This is a genomic window from Undibacterium sp. GrIS 1.2 (assembly GCF_040544435.1).
GTDB lineage: Bacteria > Pseudomonadota > Gammaproteobacteria > Burkholderiales > Burkholderiaceae_D > Undibacterium.
In genome coordinates this window covers 13,716-30,269 of record NZ_JBEONP010000052.1, presented here as the reverse complement: position 1 = coordinate 30,269, position 16,554 = coordinate 13,716, and the positions used below count along the sequence as shown (strand labels likewise).

Here is a 16,554-nt window from a genome sequence, read left to right as displayed (position 1 = left end):
GGCAACTTTCGACTGGCTGGTCAAAAGGCAGAATGCTATCGCATCTGACCCTTTGACTTTTTATTCAATGTTGCTCTTCGTACTTGAATCCGCCCCTATTTCAAGTAAAAAATTGGGGAGTATATGATTTTTGTTGGATTTGACTTAGCGCGATACACTCTTTCACCGATTTCCATCATCTACTAAAAACGATACCATTGATGACTACTTCTTTACCCGATACGCCTTCCGATATTCATGTCCATCCCGATGCTGCTGATGTCGGTTCAACGACGGCTGCGTTTACTTTCCGTGATGCGGTGCTGGTGGATGCGGACGTGATTGCTGCTATGGTCAACAGCGCTTATCGTGGCGATAGCAGTCGTCAGGGCTGGACGACGGAGGCGGACTTGTTGCAGGGCGTGCGTACCAATGCAGATGAAATCCGCGATCAGATCGCCGCTGCCGGATCGTTTATTTTGTTGTGTTTGCAGGATCAGGCAATCGTCGGTTGCGTGCATTTGAAGCAGCAGCAAGATGCGGCGTATTTGGGGATGTTTGTGGTGCGCCCGCATTTGCAGGGCAAGGGCATCGGCAAACAGTTTATGCAGCAGGCAGAAAGCGCCGTACAGCAACGTTGGGGCGTGACTAAAATCTGGATGACAGTGATTAACGTTCGTCATGAGTTGCTGGCGTATTACGAGCGGCGCGGCTATGTTCGCACGGGACGCTTAAGTCCTTTTCCGGTTGAGGACAGGCAAGAAATCTTGCTGGCTGGTGCGCTGCAGTTTGAAGAATTAGAGAAAATCTTAAGCTAATGTTTTGAGCTAATGTGTTCAGTTGCCACTGGCCAGATTAGCAAAGCGATAGCCTTGCACAATCGGTGTAAGTGTTTAGAAGTTCACTACATGTAACTGATGGACAGGTCGCACAAAGGCATGCTGGCGGCTGATCGCTGCGACTTCGTCATACCAATACACCGCGGCAGACGTGACCTCATTGCCTTTGTCTGATCCAGGCATCGAATTCATTGCAACCATGCGGCCTACCTGATGACGGTCTTCCAAATGATGCCATGTCTGTTCGCAGGCATCGACCAGTTTGTTGGCTTTGCCACTGAGCATCCATGCTTGCGCTAATGTACCTAAGGGAGCGTCGTACAAAGACCCTAACCACAGCGCCTGATTAACATCATGCGTCAGTGGCACGACGGCACCATCTGCCTGCACAATCAGGATTGGCGCTACCTCTGTCACTTGCCTGACCGGCAGCGCCGGTACCAGGTGATGGCGATAATGGTGCAGCTGTTGCAGACTGATCGCATCGACATGCACAGCGACGCCTAACTGTTCGCCCAAGCGAGTCGCTTCTGCGATGGCGACTAATAATTCCAACGTATCGGGGCGGGCATCGGGCAGGGTGTCTGCAGCGCGGCCATACAGCGTCAGCGGATGCACCTGCACGCTACGTGCGCCTTGTTGCGCTGCGAGTTTGACGACAAATTCCAGGCTATCAACATTGTGTTGTGTCAGCGTAAAAATAAATCCAAAGCCCACGCCAGAGTCCCGTATCACCGACAGGTTGGCCAGCGTTTTTGCATAAGCGCCTTGCCGTCCGCGCATGAGGTCATGCTCTTGCGGTGTGCCATCAATCGATACCGCCACCACGTCTAGCAGGTGACAAATTTTTGCCCATCGCTGCGATGTCGCGAGCATACCGTTGGTGGTGATGCTGGTTAGCATGCCAAGCTCACGTGCCCGGCTTAACAAGCTGGGTAGTTCGGGATACAACAAGGGTTCGCCACCGGACACAGCAAGCTGCTGATACCCTAGCAATGCCGCATCTTGCATACACGCCGTCAACATCTCCAGCCCCAATTGCTCGCTTACTTGGGGGGATGACGACGTGTAGCAATGCGCGCATGCCAGGTTGCAGCGCCGGGTCGGATGCAACTGCAAAACAGGTGCAACGCCGGTCGGGCTGCTGATGCCAGAGAGCGTATCAGTGTTGGACAGATCAGCCACCAATATTACCCATGCGATTGAGTTGTCCGGCAAGATTACCCAGATGTTGCACATCGGTCAGCTTGCCAGTAACGTCGCCAAAGTCCAGCTGCATACGCAATACGTCGGGGAAGGGAATACCGTCAATAATGATTTTTGGTGGATGTACGTCACCGCCATGCACGCGATGCCATTTCAGCCAGAGCAAAATATCGTTACCGCAAGTTGGAACATCATCGCCGTAATAGGCCAGCGATAATTGCACGCCAGTTGCGTTGTTGCCGCCGACTACTTTTGCACCGATCACATGGGCGGGTGACTGATCCATATTTTTTGCAATTTCGCGTACCGATTCCTCGGTCAAGCTACGGTTTTTCCACGCACTTAATAGTTTTTCCGAACCACGTAGTTTTTGGTTCGATGTGTCATTTGCCATTACAATCTCCTAATGAAAAGTATCAAAAAGTTTTGAAAAATTTTGAAAAAACTCACCAACTTGCACAAGTGCGCGTTGGAGAACTTCACATTAGGTGATAAAAATGACAATGCAAATTATTTAAATAAATGACAACAAAGATTTAGATAGCTTTTTTGCAAGCATTGCCAGATTTGAATAAAAAAGCTTACTGATAGATGAGCTTGATAGCGGGCATTGCCTGCTGAGGTTGCTGAAGAAGTAACGTAGTAATTGGGAACTCCTAAAACCCCCATACTCGGGCGCACCGCGTCAAGGTTGCAAATCTGCCTAGCGTTGCATCTCGATTAAAACGTTTTTAGAGGCTCCGATTTAGCACGTCCAATGATATTGAGGCTTACAGGCCAATATCTCGCCAGAAGCCGCAGAATGATTGGACATCCTAAATCCAATATTCGACAGCGAATCTACCTAAAGATTAGCTACTACTGCAACTACTGCCACAGCTACTACCGCAACTGCTACCACTATCCCCAGAACTGCCGCTATCGCAAGAACTTCCGACATCAAACACATTACCGCCGTCAGAGGATGAGCTAACGGCACTCGCTCTGGCGGCGGCTTCTGCTTGACGCCGATAGACTTCATACATCGCCGCGCTGATAAAGCCGGCCGTCATCAATTCCATTACATCCAGGCTGGCAGGGAAAATCATTTTTCCCTCAGCGCTACCATCGCTATTTAGATGGCGATAACCAAACTTGCCCGCGGCTGCCTGGTAAGCATAACCACCTGGCATTTTCAATTTTCTATCCAGCGCAAACAACGCTGGCACACTGGTGCTGGCCAACGCCAGTCCCTCAGACCGCCGCGCCTGCACTAGTGTGGTGGCCAGCGCTTTGTCGATAGACTCGCCCATTTCGCCAGCTTCGATGTGCGGGATGTCTCTGCCAAAATGCTTACGGCAGAACATCCCCAATCCCGCTTGCGACAGCGCGCTCCACGCATGCCAGACCGAGTCCGCCGCTTTCGATGGCAACGCACAAGCTTGCTCGCTGTGTTTAACGCAATCGAAAAACATCATCAAGCCTTCTGCCGCCCGCATAAAAAAAACGGCATCACGAGGGATGCCGGGGAATTCTCTGCTTGCCATGGTTTGCCAAAATCCGAATAAATTATCGGGGATATCGCTGAGGGCTTTTTGATATTTCGACCGGCGAATGATATGTTGCGACCGTAAGGTGTTGATCTGATCTCTGATATTTTCTAACATTATTATTGTTCTCCTTTGGTTAAATTCCTTTTTTTATGACTTTATCATAGGAGTCAAATGTGACGATTGTGTGACGTGGCACTAAGGACTTTTACGTAGTTGCTTTAATGTCGTATGTTTGAATATCGAATATCTAAACGAGCCGGTACCGTCACAATAAACTTAACGGTGCGTTCAGCAAAATACTTATCTGGACGCTTCGTAATTTTGTTGTAGCGTACTAAGCAAACCATCCGACGCATCTTCAATATAATCAAGCACTACATCAAAACCACGTCCGCCACCGTAATACGGGTCAGGTACTTCGTCGGCTTTACTCTGCGTTGCATATTGCATCATCAGACCTAGCTTGTGACGATACTCGATTGGACAAGCAGCTTCTAACAAGGCCAGGTTAGCTTTGTCCATCGCCAGAATTAAATCAAATTGGGCAAAATCTCCAAGCGCTACTTTGCGCGCTCGCTGCTGGGATAAATTGATGCCACGTTTTGCCGCAAATTCTTGCGACCGCAGATCCGGGGGCTCGCCCACGTGGTAGGCATGCGTGCCGGCAGAATCGATCAAGAACGCGTCGGCCAAACCGGCCGCTTCTATCTTGCTGCGGAATACGCCTTCCGCCGTCGGTGAGCGACAAATATTGCCCATGCAGACAAAGAGAACAGCGGTATTTTTTATTGTGTTCATGATGTGGTTTTAGTGGATTAGTAGATACTGATATAGGTACAAAGTAGCGCACTACAGCATCACCAGCAGACAGTTATGCCATCAAAAAAATGCCAACACAAGTAGCGACTCCACCAGTCCAGATCAAGGTGCGTAGAGTAGAAAAATTCATCAGATAGGCTCCGGTATACAACAAACGTAAAGCAATAAAAACGACCGCCAGACTATCAATACGTCCTTGATCCGCATGCGCTTGCTGTGCCATTACAACCGCTGCAATAAATAAAGGCAAGGCTTCAAAACTATTACTCTGCGCAGCATTAGCACGCTGCTGCCAGCCAGTTAAATTTTTTGCCCACTCGCGTGGATTGTCGTTGTTGTACCTGCCAGCATGACGCGCTAATTTGGCAGAGCTACTTTTTGCTAAACCCACAGTAATTACTGGTAAAGCACAGGCCACGAGTACGCACCAATTTGCAATTGTCATTTTATTTTCTCCTATTCATTTCAATTATTATTAAATCTAACAGAAAGCACTTGCCGGTAAAAACCTAGTTTCATCGCAATAGTAAGATAAATCAGATCGATTTACACAGACAGATCAAAGTACTGATGCAGTCTAAGACCTGAGCGGATAGATAGCGAATCGTCAGCATAAGAGAGCCGTGACAAGATCGATAAAAGATCGATAAAAGAGCGATAAATATCCGCTGTAACATTTAGCAACACATTCCTTGTCAACACAAATCGATTCCATCGCGTTCTAGACATACGTAGACTAACTACGGAAAACAAACCAACCAAACTCAAGAACAGGATCTATCATGAACAAGCTAATCGCCGCTCTCGTTGCTACTACCTTCGCCATGGGTACAGCGTTCGCACAAACACCAGCACCAGCAGCTAAGCCAGCAGCGCCAGCAACTGCGGCACCAGCAGCAAGTGCAGCTCCAGCAGCAGCTCCTGCTGCATCAGCACCAGCTGCTGAGAAAAAGATGAAGAAGCATCACCACAAAAAAGCAGCATCTGCAACAGAAACACCAGCAGCGTCTGCACCAGTAGCTCCAGCGAAGTAATTCGCAACAGTCAGCTATCGCATTGAGATAGCTGACAATGTTAAAAAATCGGCGTGATGAGCGCCGATTTTTTTGCGCTCTACGTTTGCAGAACCCAAGGCAGCGCTCAAACTATGTTGCCCAGTTCATACACTTCAATCGCTGTCGGTAAATTGTCCTCATCACCCCATCGTCCATGAGCAATAATCAAGAGCTACTGCGTGGACGTTATTCCTGACTATTTAATACGATAACGATCAGACGATTCCGTCCCTCACATTAATCATGCTGTACACCTCGGGGTCATCATGAATCTGAAACATGTTTTCGCATGCATCGCCGTCTCTGCTGTTTGCCACACTCTGCCCGTGCAGGCGCAAACTAACGTGCTTGTGTATGGGCGCCTGGTGGTCGGTGTTGTCAACTATTCGGCATACAGTGATGGTCGTGGGTCCGTAACAAAAGAGAGCAGCTTTAGCAGTCGCTTCGGTTTTAAAGGCAGCGAGGCACTGGGTGACGATCTCAACGCGCTATTTGTGTTGGAAGGCGGATTTAATCCCGATACCGGTAGTGGAGGTGTTATTTCGCGCGAGGCCAGTATTGGCCTTGGCTCGCCTTACGGCAAAATCCGTTTTGGTTTTATGTTGACCCCCTTAGACGATTTGCACGGGATTGTCGGTCCAGGTTATCTCAGCAATGCCAGTAACGACAATCTCAACGGATTTTGGGCAAACGGCTACAACAATAGTTTTACCGGCGCCAGCGCAGATGGCAGTTCGCCTTGCATACAAACTTCTGCAACGCAGGGTAATGCAAACACCTTTGCATTTGATAATCGCTACGGCAATTCGGCTCGCTATGATTCGCCTAATATGCATGGCTTTAGCTTTGCCACGCATCTGGCGCTTGGTGAACCGGCGCAGAATCTCAACTGCCATAGCACCGCATGGTCGAGCAAACTACAATTCAATTCCGGTCAGTTAGTCGCGGCACTTGCCTATAACTTGCACCACAACGTCAGAGACATCAACCTGGACGACAGCATTGTATTGTTTGCGCTGGGCTTTAATCTGACTTCGCAAATCAATCTCAGCACTTATCTCCAGCACATCAAGTACGACAATATCGGTAGTCACCCGTTACAGCAAAACGGTATTGGTGTGCGAGGAAGATTTTTTCAACATAGTCATACCTTTGAGCTAGCCTGGTATCGCGGCGGCGAGGGAAAAGGGGATCAAACTCCGGTTTTTTCCGGCATCTTTACCGGTGCTGGCACTCAATCTGATTTAATGATTGTTGGCTACCGTTATGACTTATCCAAGCGGTCGCAACTGTGGTCTCAGTACGCAATTTTGCGGAACGGCTCACATGCCGGATATGAGCTTGGTGGTGCCGCTGCAGTTAGCGCATCAGCAAGATTAGGACAACACCCGCAGGCGATTGCCTTTGGCATAAAGCATGATTTTTAATGTGTTTGTAAAGACTTTCTCTTGATTAAAATATATATACTAGTGGTGGGTATATATAGCTTGTCCATGTATTAATTGAGCAGTAAGGCGTTTTTATAAAAATAATAAGGGAGTATATTTAAAACGAACTATTTAGCCACGACTAAAATACGAGAAAATATTTTCTATATTGCTTTAAAAAATTGTTTTGTATAAGTTCAAATAAGGTCAAATAAAGTCAAATTAGTTTGAATAAAGTAAGATTTTAGCCAATAGCTTAGTATGATTCTCTGCAGAATTTAGTTTTCACACTCTGACGAATAACCATTGAAATAAGACCTCTGGATCAGTGATTGAAATGACCGCGCTTCACAAATTTTTGCCAATCAGTTTGCTGCTTTGCGTGTGCCTGCTAGCACCCTCTGCCTCGGCTGCGGTCACCCGGGTGATCTATCCTTTAGGTGAAATTCAAAACGATACCCGTTACAACGATGTCATTGAAATGCTCTGCGTTTCGCTTGAAAAAACTAAAGCCCAGTTTGGTGACTATGAATGCAAGCCCAGCGCAGCGACCATGCCCAAAAAGCGTTTTTTGCAAGAGTTAGAACAAGCCAGTCACAATATCAATGTGATCTGGAATCCCGCGTCTGAAGAGTTAGAACAACGTTTGTCTGCGATTCATGTTCCGCTCAGAAAAGGTTTAATGGGCTACCGCGTTGCGCTGATTCACAAAGATAATCAATCTAAAATCGATCAGATCAAAACACTGGACGACCTAAAAAAAATCAGTTTTGGTCAAGGCGTAGGCTGGACAGATAACGCAATATATCAATCACACGGCATTCAGGTGGTACAGGCGCAATATAGTCAATTATTTAAAATGCTGAGCGCAAATCGCTTTGAGTTTTTCCCACGCGGTGCCGGAGAGATTCTTTCAGAATACGACAACAACATCAAAGACAATCCTAATCTTGCCATCGAAAAAAACCTCTTGATTTACTACCCATTTCCCTATTACTTTTATTTTAACCACAACGATAAAGCGATAAGAGAACGGGTCGAAATCGGTTTACATATTATGCAAAAAGACGGCAGTTTTGAAGCGATTTTTAATAAATATCACCAGGCAGCAATTGAAAAACTGAATCTGAAAAATCGTCGCGTTATCCGTTTAGAAAATCCGCTGCTACCAAAAAATACCCCGCTTGATTCTTCTAGTTTATGGCAGCCTGTTAAGTAATCGCCCAATCAAAAATACCTCAATACTATGTGCCGGCGTCAAGGGTGTTCACTCATATAAATCACGCGTGGGCATGATGAGGTTGCCGATATTTGAGGGCACAAAAAAGACACGGTAATTGACCAGTGTTTGCAGGAAATTTCTATCAAATCGGGTGTGTCGCCCATCCCGATTGTGCAGGTAGATTGCAATGCTGCGTCCAGTGACTTTGCTTGAAAATAACCATAGGTACTAATTTTTTGTATCGCCTCATAAGCGACTTTTGGTGCTACCGTGCCCGGGCGAATAATTAACTCACGAATCGGGTTTCGATTATTGAGGGTGACTATGGTTTCTAGCTCGGCACGACCGCAACTCCATTGGGTATTTTCCCGCGCACATTGCGCCACGTAGTACATGGGTTTGCCATTTAATTGCGCATGCGGACGACATTTAACATCAGCAAAATTCGCCTGACGGGCATTGGCGTCAAAGGCTTGCGCGTCAATCTCTGCCACCGCGACGCCAAACTTTTGTCCACAAACTATTTGCTCTAACAACAGACGGTCATGATTATTGAGTTTGACTGGAAAGGTTTGAGTCGTGGTTTGAGCAGTAGTTTGAGATACAGTTTGAGATACAGTTTGTGATCTGCTCACCGCCCTCGCAGAAGACGAACCAGATAACAGCGCGAGTAATAACAGTAATGACAGCAAAAATAATAAGGCCGGGTATTGGTGCCTGAGCTGATGCCTGAAGAGTCGTTTCATTCTTAATACCAACGGATCCGTTGTTTAGAAAAGTTTATAAAAAATATCGTTAAAGCTTTGTACATCTTAAATTGCTACGCAAAATTATTTTAACAATCGCGTAGTTTTTGATCAGTCTAACGAACCTGCTATAGACTGACGATCCATTTAGTTAAAAAGAGTGTACAGAAATTCGTAGATTACTATGCTTGCTAAACTTTCTTTCCGCCAACTGCTACTTGCTGGCTTTCTTTTTATCGCAATCTTGCTTAGCGGTACCTCGGTGCATGCGTTGTTGACGCTGGAGCGACTGACCAAGCAAAGCCGTGCAGTTGCGCATCAGGCGGTTAATTTAACCGAAGAGTCCCAACGTTTGACCGAGCGCACGGTGGCGATGGAGCGTAGCGCACGTCAATATTTGGTATTGGATGACGTGGCATTTCGTGATATTTACGATGACGCGGTGCAAGAGGCAAAAGCATCCTTGCAAGTGTTAGCGCAAGCAATTCCTGACCTCCTGCCAAAACAATTAGAGGACTGGAATACGCAGACCGATATTGCTAGAAAAGTGTTACAAGAAGGTCGAGTGACGAACAAGGCGACGCTCCATAAAAATCAACAAGCCTTGTATCAAAGCTTTGTGCGTTTGCCTGAAATCAATGATCAGATAGTGCTCGCCAGCAAGCGTGAGATTGAACGCCGCAACGACCAATCCTTGATGGAGTTGGAGCGTCAACGGCGTTTGCTGACAGCCTTAGTGTCGGGCGCGATGATCATGGCGATTGTGTTAGCGCTGACTTTTGGTCTCTGGCTTGCGCGCCCCTTGGCGCAAATCGAGTTAGTAATTGGTCGTTTGGGAGAAAACAAATTTGATCAGGAAATCGCCGTAAGCGGGCCTGCCGATTTGCGCCGCTTAGGTAAGCAACTGGATTGGCTGCGTCGTCGTCTGGCTGATCTGGAGGCCGACAAAGCCCGCTTCTTACGCCACATCTCGCATGAGTTAAAAACCCCGCTGGCGGCGTTGCGCGAAGGAGTCGCTTTATTGGAGGACGGCGTAGCAGGTACGCTGAGCGATAATCAGCGCGAGATCGCCCGTATATTGCGTCAGAACACGGCTTCTTTACAAACCCAGATCGAAGATTTGCTGCGCTATAATGCCGCCGCTTTTGATGCGCAACATTTACATAAAACTCCGGTAGATCTGATGCAGTTGCTTAGCACCGTCATTGACGGTCAGCGTTTGCAATGGCAGGCGCGCGGTTTGACTGTTGAACTGAAAACACAATTAGCTGCTGAACGGCAAACGGACTTGCGCCAGTTGCTCAGTAATACGCCAAGTCGCCCGCCGACCATCAGCGCAGATGCAGAAAAACTCGGTGTCGTGCTCGCCAATCTGCTGTCTAATGCAGTGCGCTTTAGTCCTGATGGTGGCGTGATTGACTTCATCCTTACCCAAGCCGATGGCTATGTCAGTATCGACTGTATTGATCAGGGATCTGGCGTGGCGGCGGATGATGCGGCGCGTATCTTCGAGCCGTTTTATCAAGGCGCCCGCCAGCCCGCCGGTGCCCGCAGCGGCAACGGCATTGGCCTCTCTATCGTGAGCGAATATATCGCTGCCCACGGTGGAAAAATACAACTGCACCCTACAGTTTCAGGTGCACATTTTCGGATTGAATTACCTTATGAACGCTAGAGCTAAGTTAAATTTTTTAAGTGGTACCGGCTTACACAGTGTGCTTCTTTGCGCGCTACTAAGCACAGTATTAGGCACATTACTCAGTGCCTGCAAAATTGCACCGCAACAGCCCGACCCTAACCAGGCATCAGCGATACCGGTGGCCGTCGTGGTGCCGCCGCAAGCGGTGATTGCTAGTGATAACGAGGATCTTTTAGCCTACTTTCAGCGAGCACGCTTATTGCCATCGACCGAATTACCCAAGATGCTGGCAGACCTGAATGGTTTAGAAAAAGGCATAGAAAAAAAGGCACGCCATGATGTGCAGCGCGCGATACTGCTGGGATTTATCCGTGGCAGCGGCGATCTGATGCGCGCGCAAGCCTTGTTAGACGGCGTAGTGAAATCGACTGATGCCGATGCAGAACATATTAAGCCGCTAGCGTATTTTTTATCCACCAATTACGCAGAATGGCGACGCTTGGATGAGGCGCTTGATAAGCAAACGCAACAGCTAAAAGAAAGCCAGCGCCGCGCCGATCAGCTTAGTCAAAAGCTAGAAGATTTAAAAGCCATAGAGCGCCAGTTACCGACCCGACCAAGGAGCGCCGTAGTTGCTCCTGCTACTAGTGATAATAAGCAGTAGAACGGTCGTGTAGCAATAGTGAAGCGCATTTACGCACACGATCAACGTCAAAAAAACATCCATCATGATCAAGCCAAAAACTGAACAAGCGCAATTACTATTGGTCGACGATGACCCCGATTTGTTAACCTTGATTTTCATGCGCCTAACCGCCGCAGGTTATCGCGTGACCGCGGTCAGCAGCGCAGAGGCTGCACTCGCCAGATTATCGATAGAGTTGCCATCGCTGGTCATCACCGATGTCCGTTTGCCGGGGCGCGACGGCATGGCGTTGTTCGACGCGATCCGCAGCCAGTACGCCGCCTTACCGGTCATTTTGTTGACTGCCCACGGTACGATTCCTGATGCAGTAGAAGCCACAGCGCGTGGTGCCTATGCCTACCTGACTAAGCCTTTTGATGGCAATGTCTTGCTAGAAAAAATCGCCCACGCCTTGAGCCTTAGTGGCCCCAGTGCCGACCCCGCCAGCAAAGACGAGGCGTGGCGTGAAGAACTCATCAGCCGCAGCCAGCGCATGGCAGAACTGCTGGCAGAAGCCAAGCTGGTCGCCAGCACCGATGCCAGCGTATTAATCCAAGGCGAGAGCGGTACCGGTAAAGAATTATTAGCCCGCGCTATCCACCGCGCCAGCAACCGCGCCAAAGCGCCTTTTATCGCAGTCAATTGCGGCGCCATTCCTGAACAATTGCTGGAGTCAGAATTGTTCGGCCATGTCAAAGGCTCCTTCACTGGCGCGGTCGCCAATCGCAATGGTTTATTCCAGGCAGCGCATGGCGGTACTTTATTTTTGGATGAGATCGGCGATATGCCGCTGTTGTTGCAAGTCAAACTGCTGCGCGTGCTGCAAGAGCGTACCGTCCGCCAGGTTGGTTCTGATCAGGCGATTCCGGTAGATGTACGGGTCTTGTCCGCCACTCATCGCGATCTTGATGTCGCTATGAAAGAAGGTCAGTTCCGTGAGGATTTGTACTACCGTCTTAACGTCGTCACGCTAGCGTTGCCGTCACTGGCAGAACGGCGTGAAGATATCGCTCTGCTCGCTAACCACTTCCGTCAGGCGCTGGCTGACAAATACGACAAGAAGATCAACGGTTTCGCCCCCGACGCGCTGGCAGCGCTGATGTCCGCACCGTGGCCTGGCAACGTGCGGCAATTGCATAACGTGGTCGAGCAGGTGTGCGCCTTAGCCACGGCACCGCTGATCCCCCTGACCTTGGTACAAAGGGCTTTGCGCGTACCGTCGCTAGAGGCGCTCAGCTACACCGATGCCAAACAAAAATTTGAGCGCGATTACCTGATCCAGTTACTCAAACTGACTGACGGCAACGTGTCCGATGCCGCCAGACTGGCGGATCGCAACCGTACCGAATTCTATCGATTGCTACAAAAACACGAGCTGACACCCAGCCTGTTCAGGGCAGACGGCGATCCTGTCGCTGATGAGCGACAGGATTAAATCTTTTAAAATCAACTACTTACGAAATTGCTTCTTTTGCCTGTCGCTATATCCCGACACATTTACGGTAAAAAACCAGTATTTTCATTCGGCTTACAGGCAAAAAATTATCTAAGTGATTGAATTAATGTAGGTTTTTAATAGCTGGCACAGCATGTGCAATACACCAGTCAGTAGCGCCACAAACATGTGAGACGTTGCCTTTAAACCTCATTAAAAAGGATTTATCATGCAAAATCGTTCATTTATCACTTCCCTCATCGCTGCTTCCGTATTGTCTATGACTGCAGCATCCTCTTTCGCCGCTGATACCGTAGTAGCCCAAGCTGCCAAGCCAACCATGACAGAAAAAGCGGGCGTTGCCGTTGATGATTCCATGATCACCGCTAAAGTAAAAAGCGCTCTGGTAGCCGATAAAGAAGTATCCGCATTGAAAATCAACGTCACCACCAAGCAAGGTGTGGTGATCCTGACAGGCGCAGTACCAAGCGTTGCAGCGAGTGATCGCGTACTGAAGATGGTCGCCAGCATTGAGGGTGTGAAAGACATCCAAAACCAGCTGCAAGTATCCCAAGGCTAAGCCAGGGCTAACACAGATTCTGAGCGACCTCTAACCATGTCTTAAGTCGATAACCTATGCGAGCTCCCCCTTGCCTGAATAGGTTCTGTTGATCAGGTCAGAAATCGTTAGAGTGGGTTAGAAGCAGAGTTTGTAGTAGAGAATTGGAAACGGCATTATCAAGAGATAGTGCCGTTTTCTTTTTGTTGGCCCTAGTAGTTAAATATTAATACTCCTAGTGGGTATAATTTAATTATCCAGGTTATATTTGGACAATAAGGCAATTTCTAAAAAAAAGATGGGGAGTATATTGATTATCGTGTATTTTAATTGAAACAATCTGTAAAAATTTCTGTTAATAATCGTCGAGTTTAAATCCAATATCAAAGCCAATAAGTCCCACATCGACGGACTTACGATTACCCTCACAGCCCCCGGTCAATCAACTGCAATTGCTGTCGGTAAGCTCGCTTCAATCGATAGACCTGCGCAGGCCGATGCGCGCCTGCTGCTTCAAATTTCCCTGCGACCTCTTCTAGCATATCCATTTCTGTGATTTTTCTGCGGAAGCTGACTTTGTTCATTGTTTCTCCCATCAGTGCCTCATATACGCGTTGCAGTTGAGGCAGGGTGAACAGGTCGCCCGCTAAATAGCATGGCAGTGATGAGTATTGGCTTTTACTACGTACGCGGGCGACGGCGGTGTCTACAATTGCTTTATGATCAAACGGTAGAGTAGTCTGGCGATCAACGCTGACTAATTGCACGTTGGGGTGTCCGGCGCTTTGGATGATGTCGGACGATACCAGCGCGTAATAGCTGACGGACACAGACCAGCCTCTGGGGTCGCGTGCATTGCCGGAGAACGTTGCTAACTGCTCTAAATACGGCGCCTCAATACCGGTCTTGGTTTTTAAAACGCGTAGTGCGGCATCGCGTGCATCGCTATCGGTTTGCTGATGAATATAGCCACCAGGGAGCGCCAGCGCGTTTTTAAACGGATCGGCATCGCGTTTTAATAAGGCGACTTTTAATCCGTCGTCTTGCAGTGTCAATAAAACGATATCAACGGTACAAATAATTTGTTCCATCGGAGTCTTTGCTATCGGTGTTGAGATCAAATACAGCTAATTTATTCTTCTTAGATACATTTTGCAACTAATTTAATTGATGTGCTTGGTAGAATTTTATATTTAGAAAAGAAGAATTTAGAAATAAATTCTTACTTAGTTGCAAAATGGTTTTATCTATCCTAGAATAGAATCACCTGATTAAAAAAAGGAAAGACGTCATGAAAAGCCAGTTGCATCTCCTCATCATTGACCCACAAAACGATTTTTGTGATTTGCCAGAAAACTACCTGACAAGCAATCCGCAAGACGGACAATTGGTGCAGCCAGCACTGCCAGTGCCGGGCGCGCATGCGGATATGTTGCGTGTCAGTGAATTGATTCAGCTCGCTGGCAAGGGATTGACTGCGATTAGCATTACGCTGGATTCTCACCACCGCTACGACATCGCTCATCCGACTTTTTGGTTTGATGCTGCGGGTAAGCCGGTTACACCGTTTACGCAAATTTCATCCGCCGATGTTCGTGCCGGAAAATATCTACCACGCAATCCAAGTGCAATGCCAAGAGCGCTGGCCTACATAGAGGCACTGGAAGTGGCAGGACGCTATCAGCTGATGATCTGGCCGGTACATTGCGAGATCGGGTCTTGGGGGCAAAATGTGCACAGCGATATCCGGGCTGCCTACAATTTTTGGGAAGACGCTACTAACGGCGTGGTGAGCAAACTTAACAAAGGATCTAATCCATGGACGGAGCATTACTCCGCCGTGATGGCAGAAGTGCCGGATGCCGCTGATCCAGATACCCAGTTAAATCGTGAGTTTATTGGCAGCTTAGCCAGCGCCGACCGTGTGTATATTACTGGCGAGGCGGGCAGCCATTGCGTCAGGGCGACTACCGAGCATATTGTAGAAAATATGAAACCCGAAGATCTATCCAAATTAGTTTTATTGACCGACTGCATGAGTCCAGTAACAGGCTTTACCGCACAATATGACGCCTTTATCCACGACATGGCAACGCGCGGTGTACAGATTGCAAAATCGAGCGATGTGTTAGCCGAGCTGATTGCTAATCAAAGTCGCTAAGGCAGATCAACACAATAAAAATGAGACCAGAGAAGAAGAATATGAAGCCCATCGTCACCAGTTTGTTAGAAACCGATTTATATAAATTTACGATGTGGCAGTCTTTGTTGCATAGCCACCCCAATGCGCAGACGGAGTACGCTTTTGTTTGCCGCAATACTCCAGCCTATCCTTTATCTGAATTAAAGGCTGATGTAGACAGAGAACTAGATCATCTATGCGCGCTGCATTTTGCAGAAGACGAGTTAGATTATTTGCGCTCACTGCGCTTTATCAAAAGTGATTTCACTGACTTTTTGACGGTATTTCACTTTCAAAGAAAATTCATCAAAGTCACGGCCAATGGTGACACCTTAGAGATCGTCGCAACCGGTCCTCAAGTGCATGTGATGGGCTTTGAAATCTATGTACTGCATATCGTCAATGAATTGTATTTCCGCCGTTTGCAAACAGAAACCAGCTTGCAAGAAGGCCGTGATCGTTTGGCTAAAAAAATCGCTTTAGTCAGAACATTTGCTGAGGAAGCGACACGAGAAAATCCGTTTGAATTTTTTGATTTTGGATTGCGCCGCCGTTTTTCTGGTGAATGGCATGATGAAGTCGTCGCTACGCTGAAGCGTGAATTACCTGACTATTTTAAAGGTACCTCTAATGTGTATCTTGCAAAAAAACATAAGCTAGTTCCGATAGGCACAATGGCGCATGAGTACCTACAATCGTATCAATCCTTTGGCGTACGCCTGCGTGATTTCCAGAAAGCAGCCTTAGAAGATTGGGTGCAAGAATATCGCGGTGATCTTGGTACGGCACTCACCGATGTTGTGGGCATGGATGCGTTTTTGGCGGATTTTGATCTGTACTTCGCCAAGCTGTTTGATGGCTTGCGACACGATTCTGGCGACCCGGTTGTCTGGGGTGAAAAAGCACTTGCACATTACGCCAAGCTGCGGGTGGATGCGCATACCAAGCGCCTGGTATTTTCTGACGGACTAGATTTCGACAAAGCTTTTTCCTTGTATCGGCACTTCGCCGACCGCACCATGACAGGCTTTGGCATCGGCACCAATCTCACCAACGATACGGGCATCAAAGCGCTCAATATTGTGATGAAGCTCAAAACTTGTAACGGCCAACCGGTTGCGAAGTTATCCGATTCCGCCGGAAAAACTCTGTGTACCGACGAGACCTTTTTGGCCTATTTGCGTCAGGTATTTAATCATCCCGTCATTTGATGTAGCGAATATAAAATC

The 16,554-nt window shown here is 47.9% G+C and carries 17 protein-coding genes; 10 read left to right on the top strand and 7 right to left on the bottom strand.

Translation table 11 applies throughout. The features are described 5' to 3' along the window. The first annotated feature begins 200 nt into the window (after positions 1 to 200). Positions 201 to 797 carry a GNAT family N-acetyltransferase gene (locus tag AAKU61_RS18355; protein WP_354334612.1) on the top strand — a complete coding sequence of 199 codons (597 nt, stop codon included), beginning with the start codon at positions 201 to 203 and terminating at the stop codon, positions 795 to 797. A 75-nt stretch (positions 798 to 872) separates the two neighbouring features. Here AAKU61_RS18355 and AAKU61_RS18350 read toward each other — a convergent pair whose 3' ends face one another. The 5 genes from AAKU61_RS18350 to AAKU61_RS18330 all read right to left on the bottom strand — a co-directional run bounded on the left by AAKU61_RS18350 (position 873) and on the right by AAKU61_RS18330 (position 4,820). Continuing rightward, on the bottom strand, positions 873 to 2,003 hold the full coding sequence (locus tag AAKU61_RS18350; protein ID WP_354334610.1) for a radical SAM protein: 1,131 nt from the start codon (positions 2,001 to 2,003) through the stop codon (positions 873 to 875). Further along, complete coding sequence (locus AAKU61_RS18345) at positions 1,996 to 2,418, bottom strand: hypothetical protein (RefSeq protein WP_354334608.1); 423 nt, start codon at positions 2,416 to 2,418, stop codon at positions 1,996 to 1,998. The genes AAKU61_RS18350 and AAKU61_RS18345 overlap by 8 nt, the downstream gene beginning before the upstream one ends. 457 nt (positions 2,419 to 2,875) lie before the next feature. Beyond that, complete coding sequence (locus tag AAKU61_RS18340) at positions 2,876 to 3,670, bottom strand: UCP032817 domain-containing protein (RefSeq protein WP_354334607.1); 795 nt, start codon at positions 3,668 to 3,670, stop codon at positions 2,876 to 2,878. A gap of 186 nt (positions 3,671 to 3,856) precedes the next feature. Further along, positions 3,857 to 4,345, bottom strand: a complete 489-nt coding sequence (locus AAKU61_RS18335; protein ID WP_354334613.1) for a low molecular weight protein-tyrosine-phosphatase — start codon at positions 4,343 to 4,345, stop codon at positions 3,857 to 3,859. 82 nt (positions 4,346 to 4,427) lie between these two features. Further along, positions 4,428 to 4,820 (bottom strand): MAPEG family protein, encoded by a 393-nt coding sequence (locus AAKU61_RS18330; RefSeq protein WP_354334605.1) that lies wholly within the window; start codon positions 4,818 to 4,820, stop codon positions 4,428 to 4,430. Positions 4,821 to 5,157: 337 nt separating this feature from the next. Here AAKU61_RS18330 and AAKU61_RS18325 point away from each other — a divergent pair, with 337 nt between their 5' ends. From AAKU61_RS18325 to AAKU61_RS18315, 3 genes are all read left to right on the top strand, one after another. Continuing rightward, positions 5,158 to 5,409: a hypothetical protein gene (locus tag AAKU61_RS18325; protein ID WP_322120603.1), complete on the top strand. Its 252-nt coding sequence runs from the start codon at positions 5,158 to 5,160 to the stop codon at positions 5,407 to 5,409. Positions 5,410 to 5,696: 287 nt separating this feature from the next. After that, a complete protein-coding gene (locus tag AAKU61_RS18320; protein ID WP_354334603.1) occupies positions 5,697 to 6,857 on the top strand; it encodes a porin in 1,161 nt (386 codons plus the stop codon). A 337-nt stretch (positions 6,858 to 7,194) separates the two neighbouring features. Then, a complete protein-coding gene (locus AAKU61_RS18315) occupies positions 7,195 to 8,076 on the top strand; it encodes a transporter substrate-binding domain-containing protein (protein ID WP_354334601.1) in 882 nt (293 codons plus the stop codon). Positions 8,077 to 8,114: 38 nt separating this feature from the next. On the opposite strand, the gene AAKU61_RS18310 is transcribed toward AAKU61_RS18315, so the two are convergent. Beyond that, positions 8,115 to 8,825 (bottom strand): hypothetical protein, encoded by a 711-nt coding sequence (locus tag AAKU61_RS18310; RefSeq protein ID WP_354334599.1) that lies wholly within the window; start codon positions 8,823 to 8,825, stop codon positions 8,115 to 8,117. A gap of 184 nt (positions 8,826 to 9,009) precedes the next feature. Here AAKU61_RS18310 and AAKU61_RS18305 point away from each other — a divergent pair, with 184 nt between their 5' ends. From AAKU61_RS18305 to AAKU61_RS18290, 4 genes are all read left to right on the top strand, one after another. Beyond that, positions 9,010 to 10,500, top strand: a complete 1,491-nt coding sequence (locus tag AAKU61_RS18305; protein ID WP_354334597.1) for a sensor histidine kinase — start codon at positions 9,010 to 9,012, stop codon at positions 10,498 to 10,500. After that, positions 10,490 to 11,128, top strand: a complete 639-nt coding sequence (locus AAKU61_RS18300; RefSeq protein WP_354334595.1) for a hypothetical protein — start codon at positions 10,490 to 10,492, stop codon at positions 11,126 to 11,128. The genes AAKU61_RS18305 and AAKU61_RS18300 overlap by 11 nt, the downstream gene beginning before the upstream one ends. 64 nt (positions 11,129 to 11,192) lie before the next feature. Then, the gene (locus AAKU61_RS18295; protein ID WP_354334593.1) at positions 11,193 to 12,584 is read left to right on the top strand and encodes a sigma 54-interacting transcriptional regulator; all 1,392 of its coding nucleotides are present in this window, start codon (positions 11,193 to 11,195) and stop codon (positions 12,582 to 12,584) included. 229 nt (positions 12,585 to 12,813) lie between these two features. After that, on the top strand, positions 12,814 to 13,164 hold the full coding sequence (locus AAKU61_RS18290) for a BON domain-containing protein (protein ID WP_354334592.1): 351 nt from the start codon (positions 12,814 to 12,816) through the stop codon (positions 13,162 to 13,164). A 404-nt stretch (positions 13,165 to 13,568) separates the two neighbouring features. On the opposite strand, the gene AAKU61_RS18285 is transcribed toward AAKU61_RS18290, so the two are convergent. Beyond that, complete coding sequence (locus tag AAKU61_RS18285; RefSeq protein ID WP_354334590.1) at positions 13,569 to 14,234, bottom strand: NUDIX hydrolase; 666 nt, start codon at positions 14,232 to 14,234, stop codon at positions 13,569 to 13,571. Positions 14,235 to 14,434: 200 nt separating this feature from the next. Here AAKU61_RS18285 and AAKU61_RS18280 point away from each other — a divergent pair, with 200 nt between their 5' ends. Further along, positions 14,435 to 15,304, top strand: a complete 870-nt coding sequence (locus tag AAKU61_RS18280) for a cysteine hydrolase family protein (protein WP_354334588.1) — start codon at positions 14,435 to 14,437, stop codon at positions 15,302 to 15,304. Between the two features lie 41 nt (positions 15,305 to 15,345). After that, on the top strand, positions 15,346 to 16,536 hold the full coding sequence (gene pncB, locus AAKU61_RS18275) for a nicotinate phosphoribosyltransferase (protein WP_354334586.1): 1,191 nt from the start codon (positions 15,346 to 15,348) through the stop codon (positions 16,534 to 16,536). Positions 16,537 to 16,554: the final 18 nt, after the last annotated feature.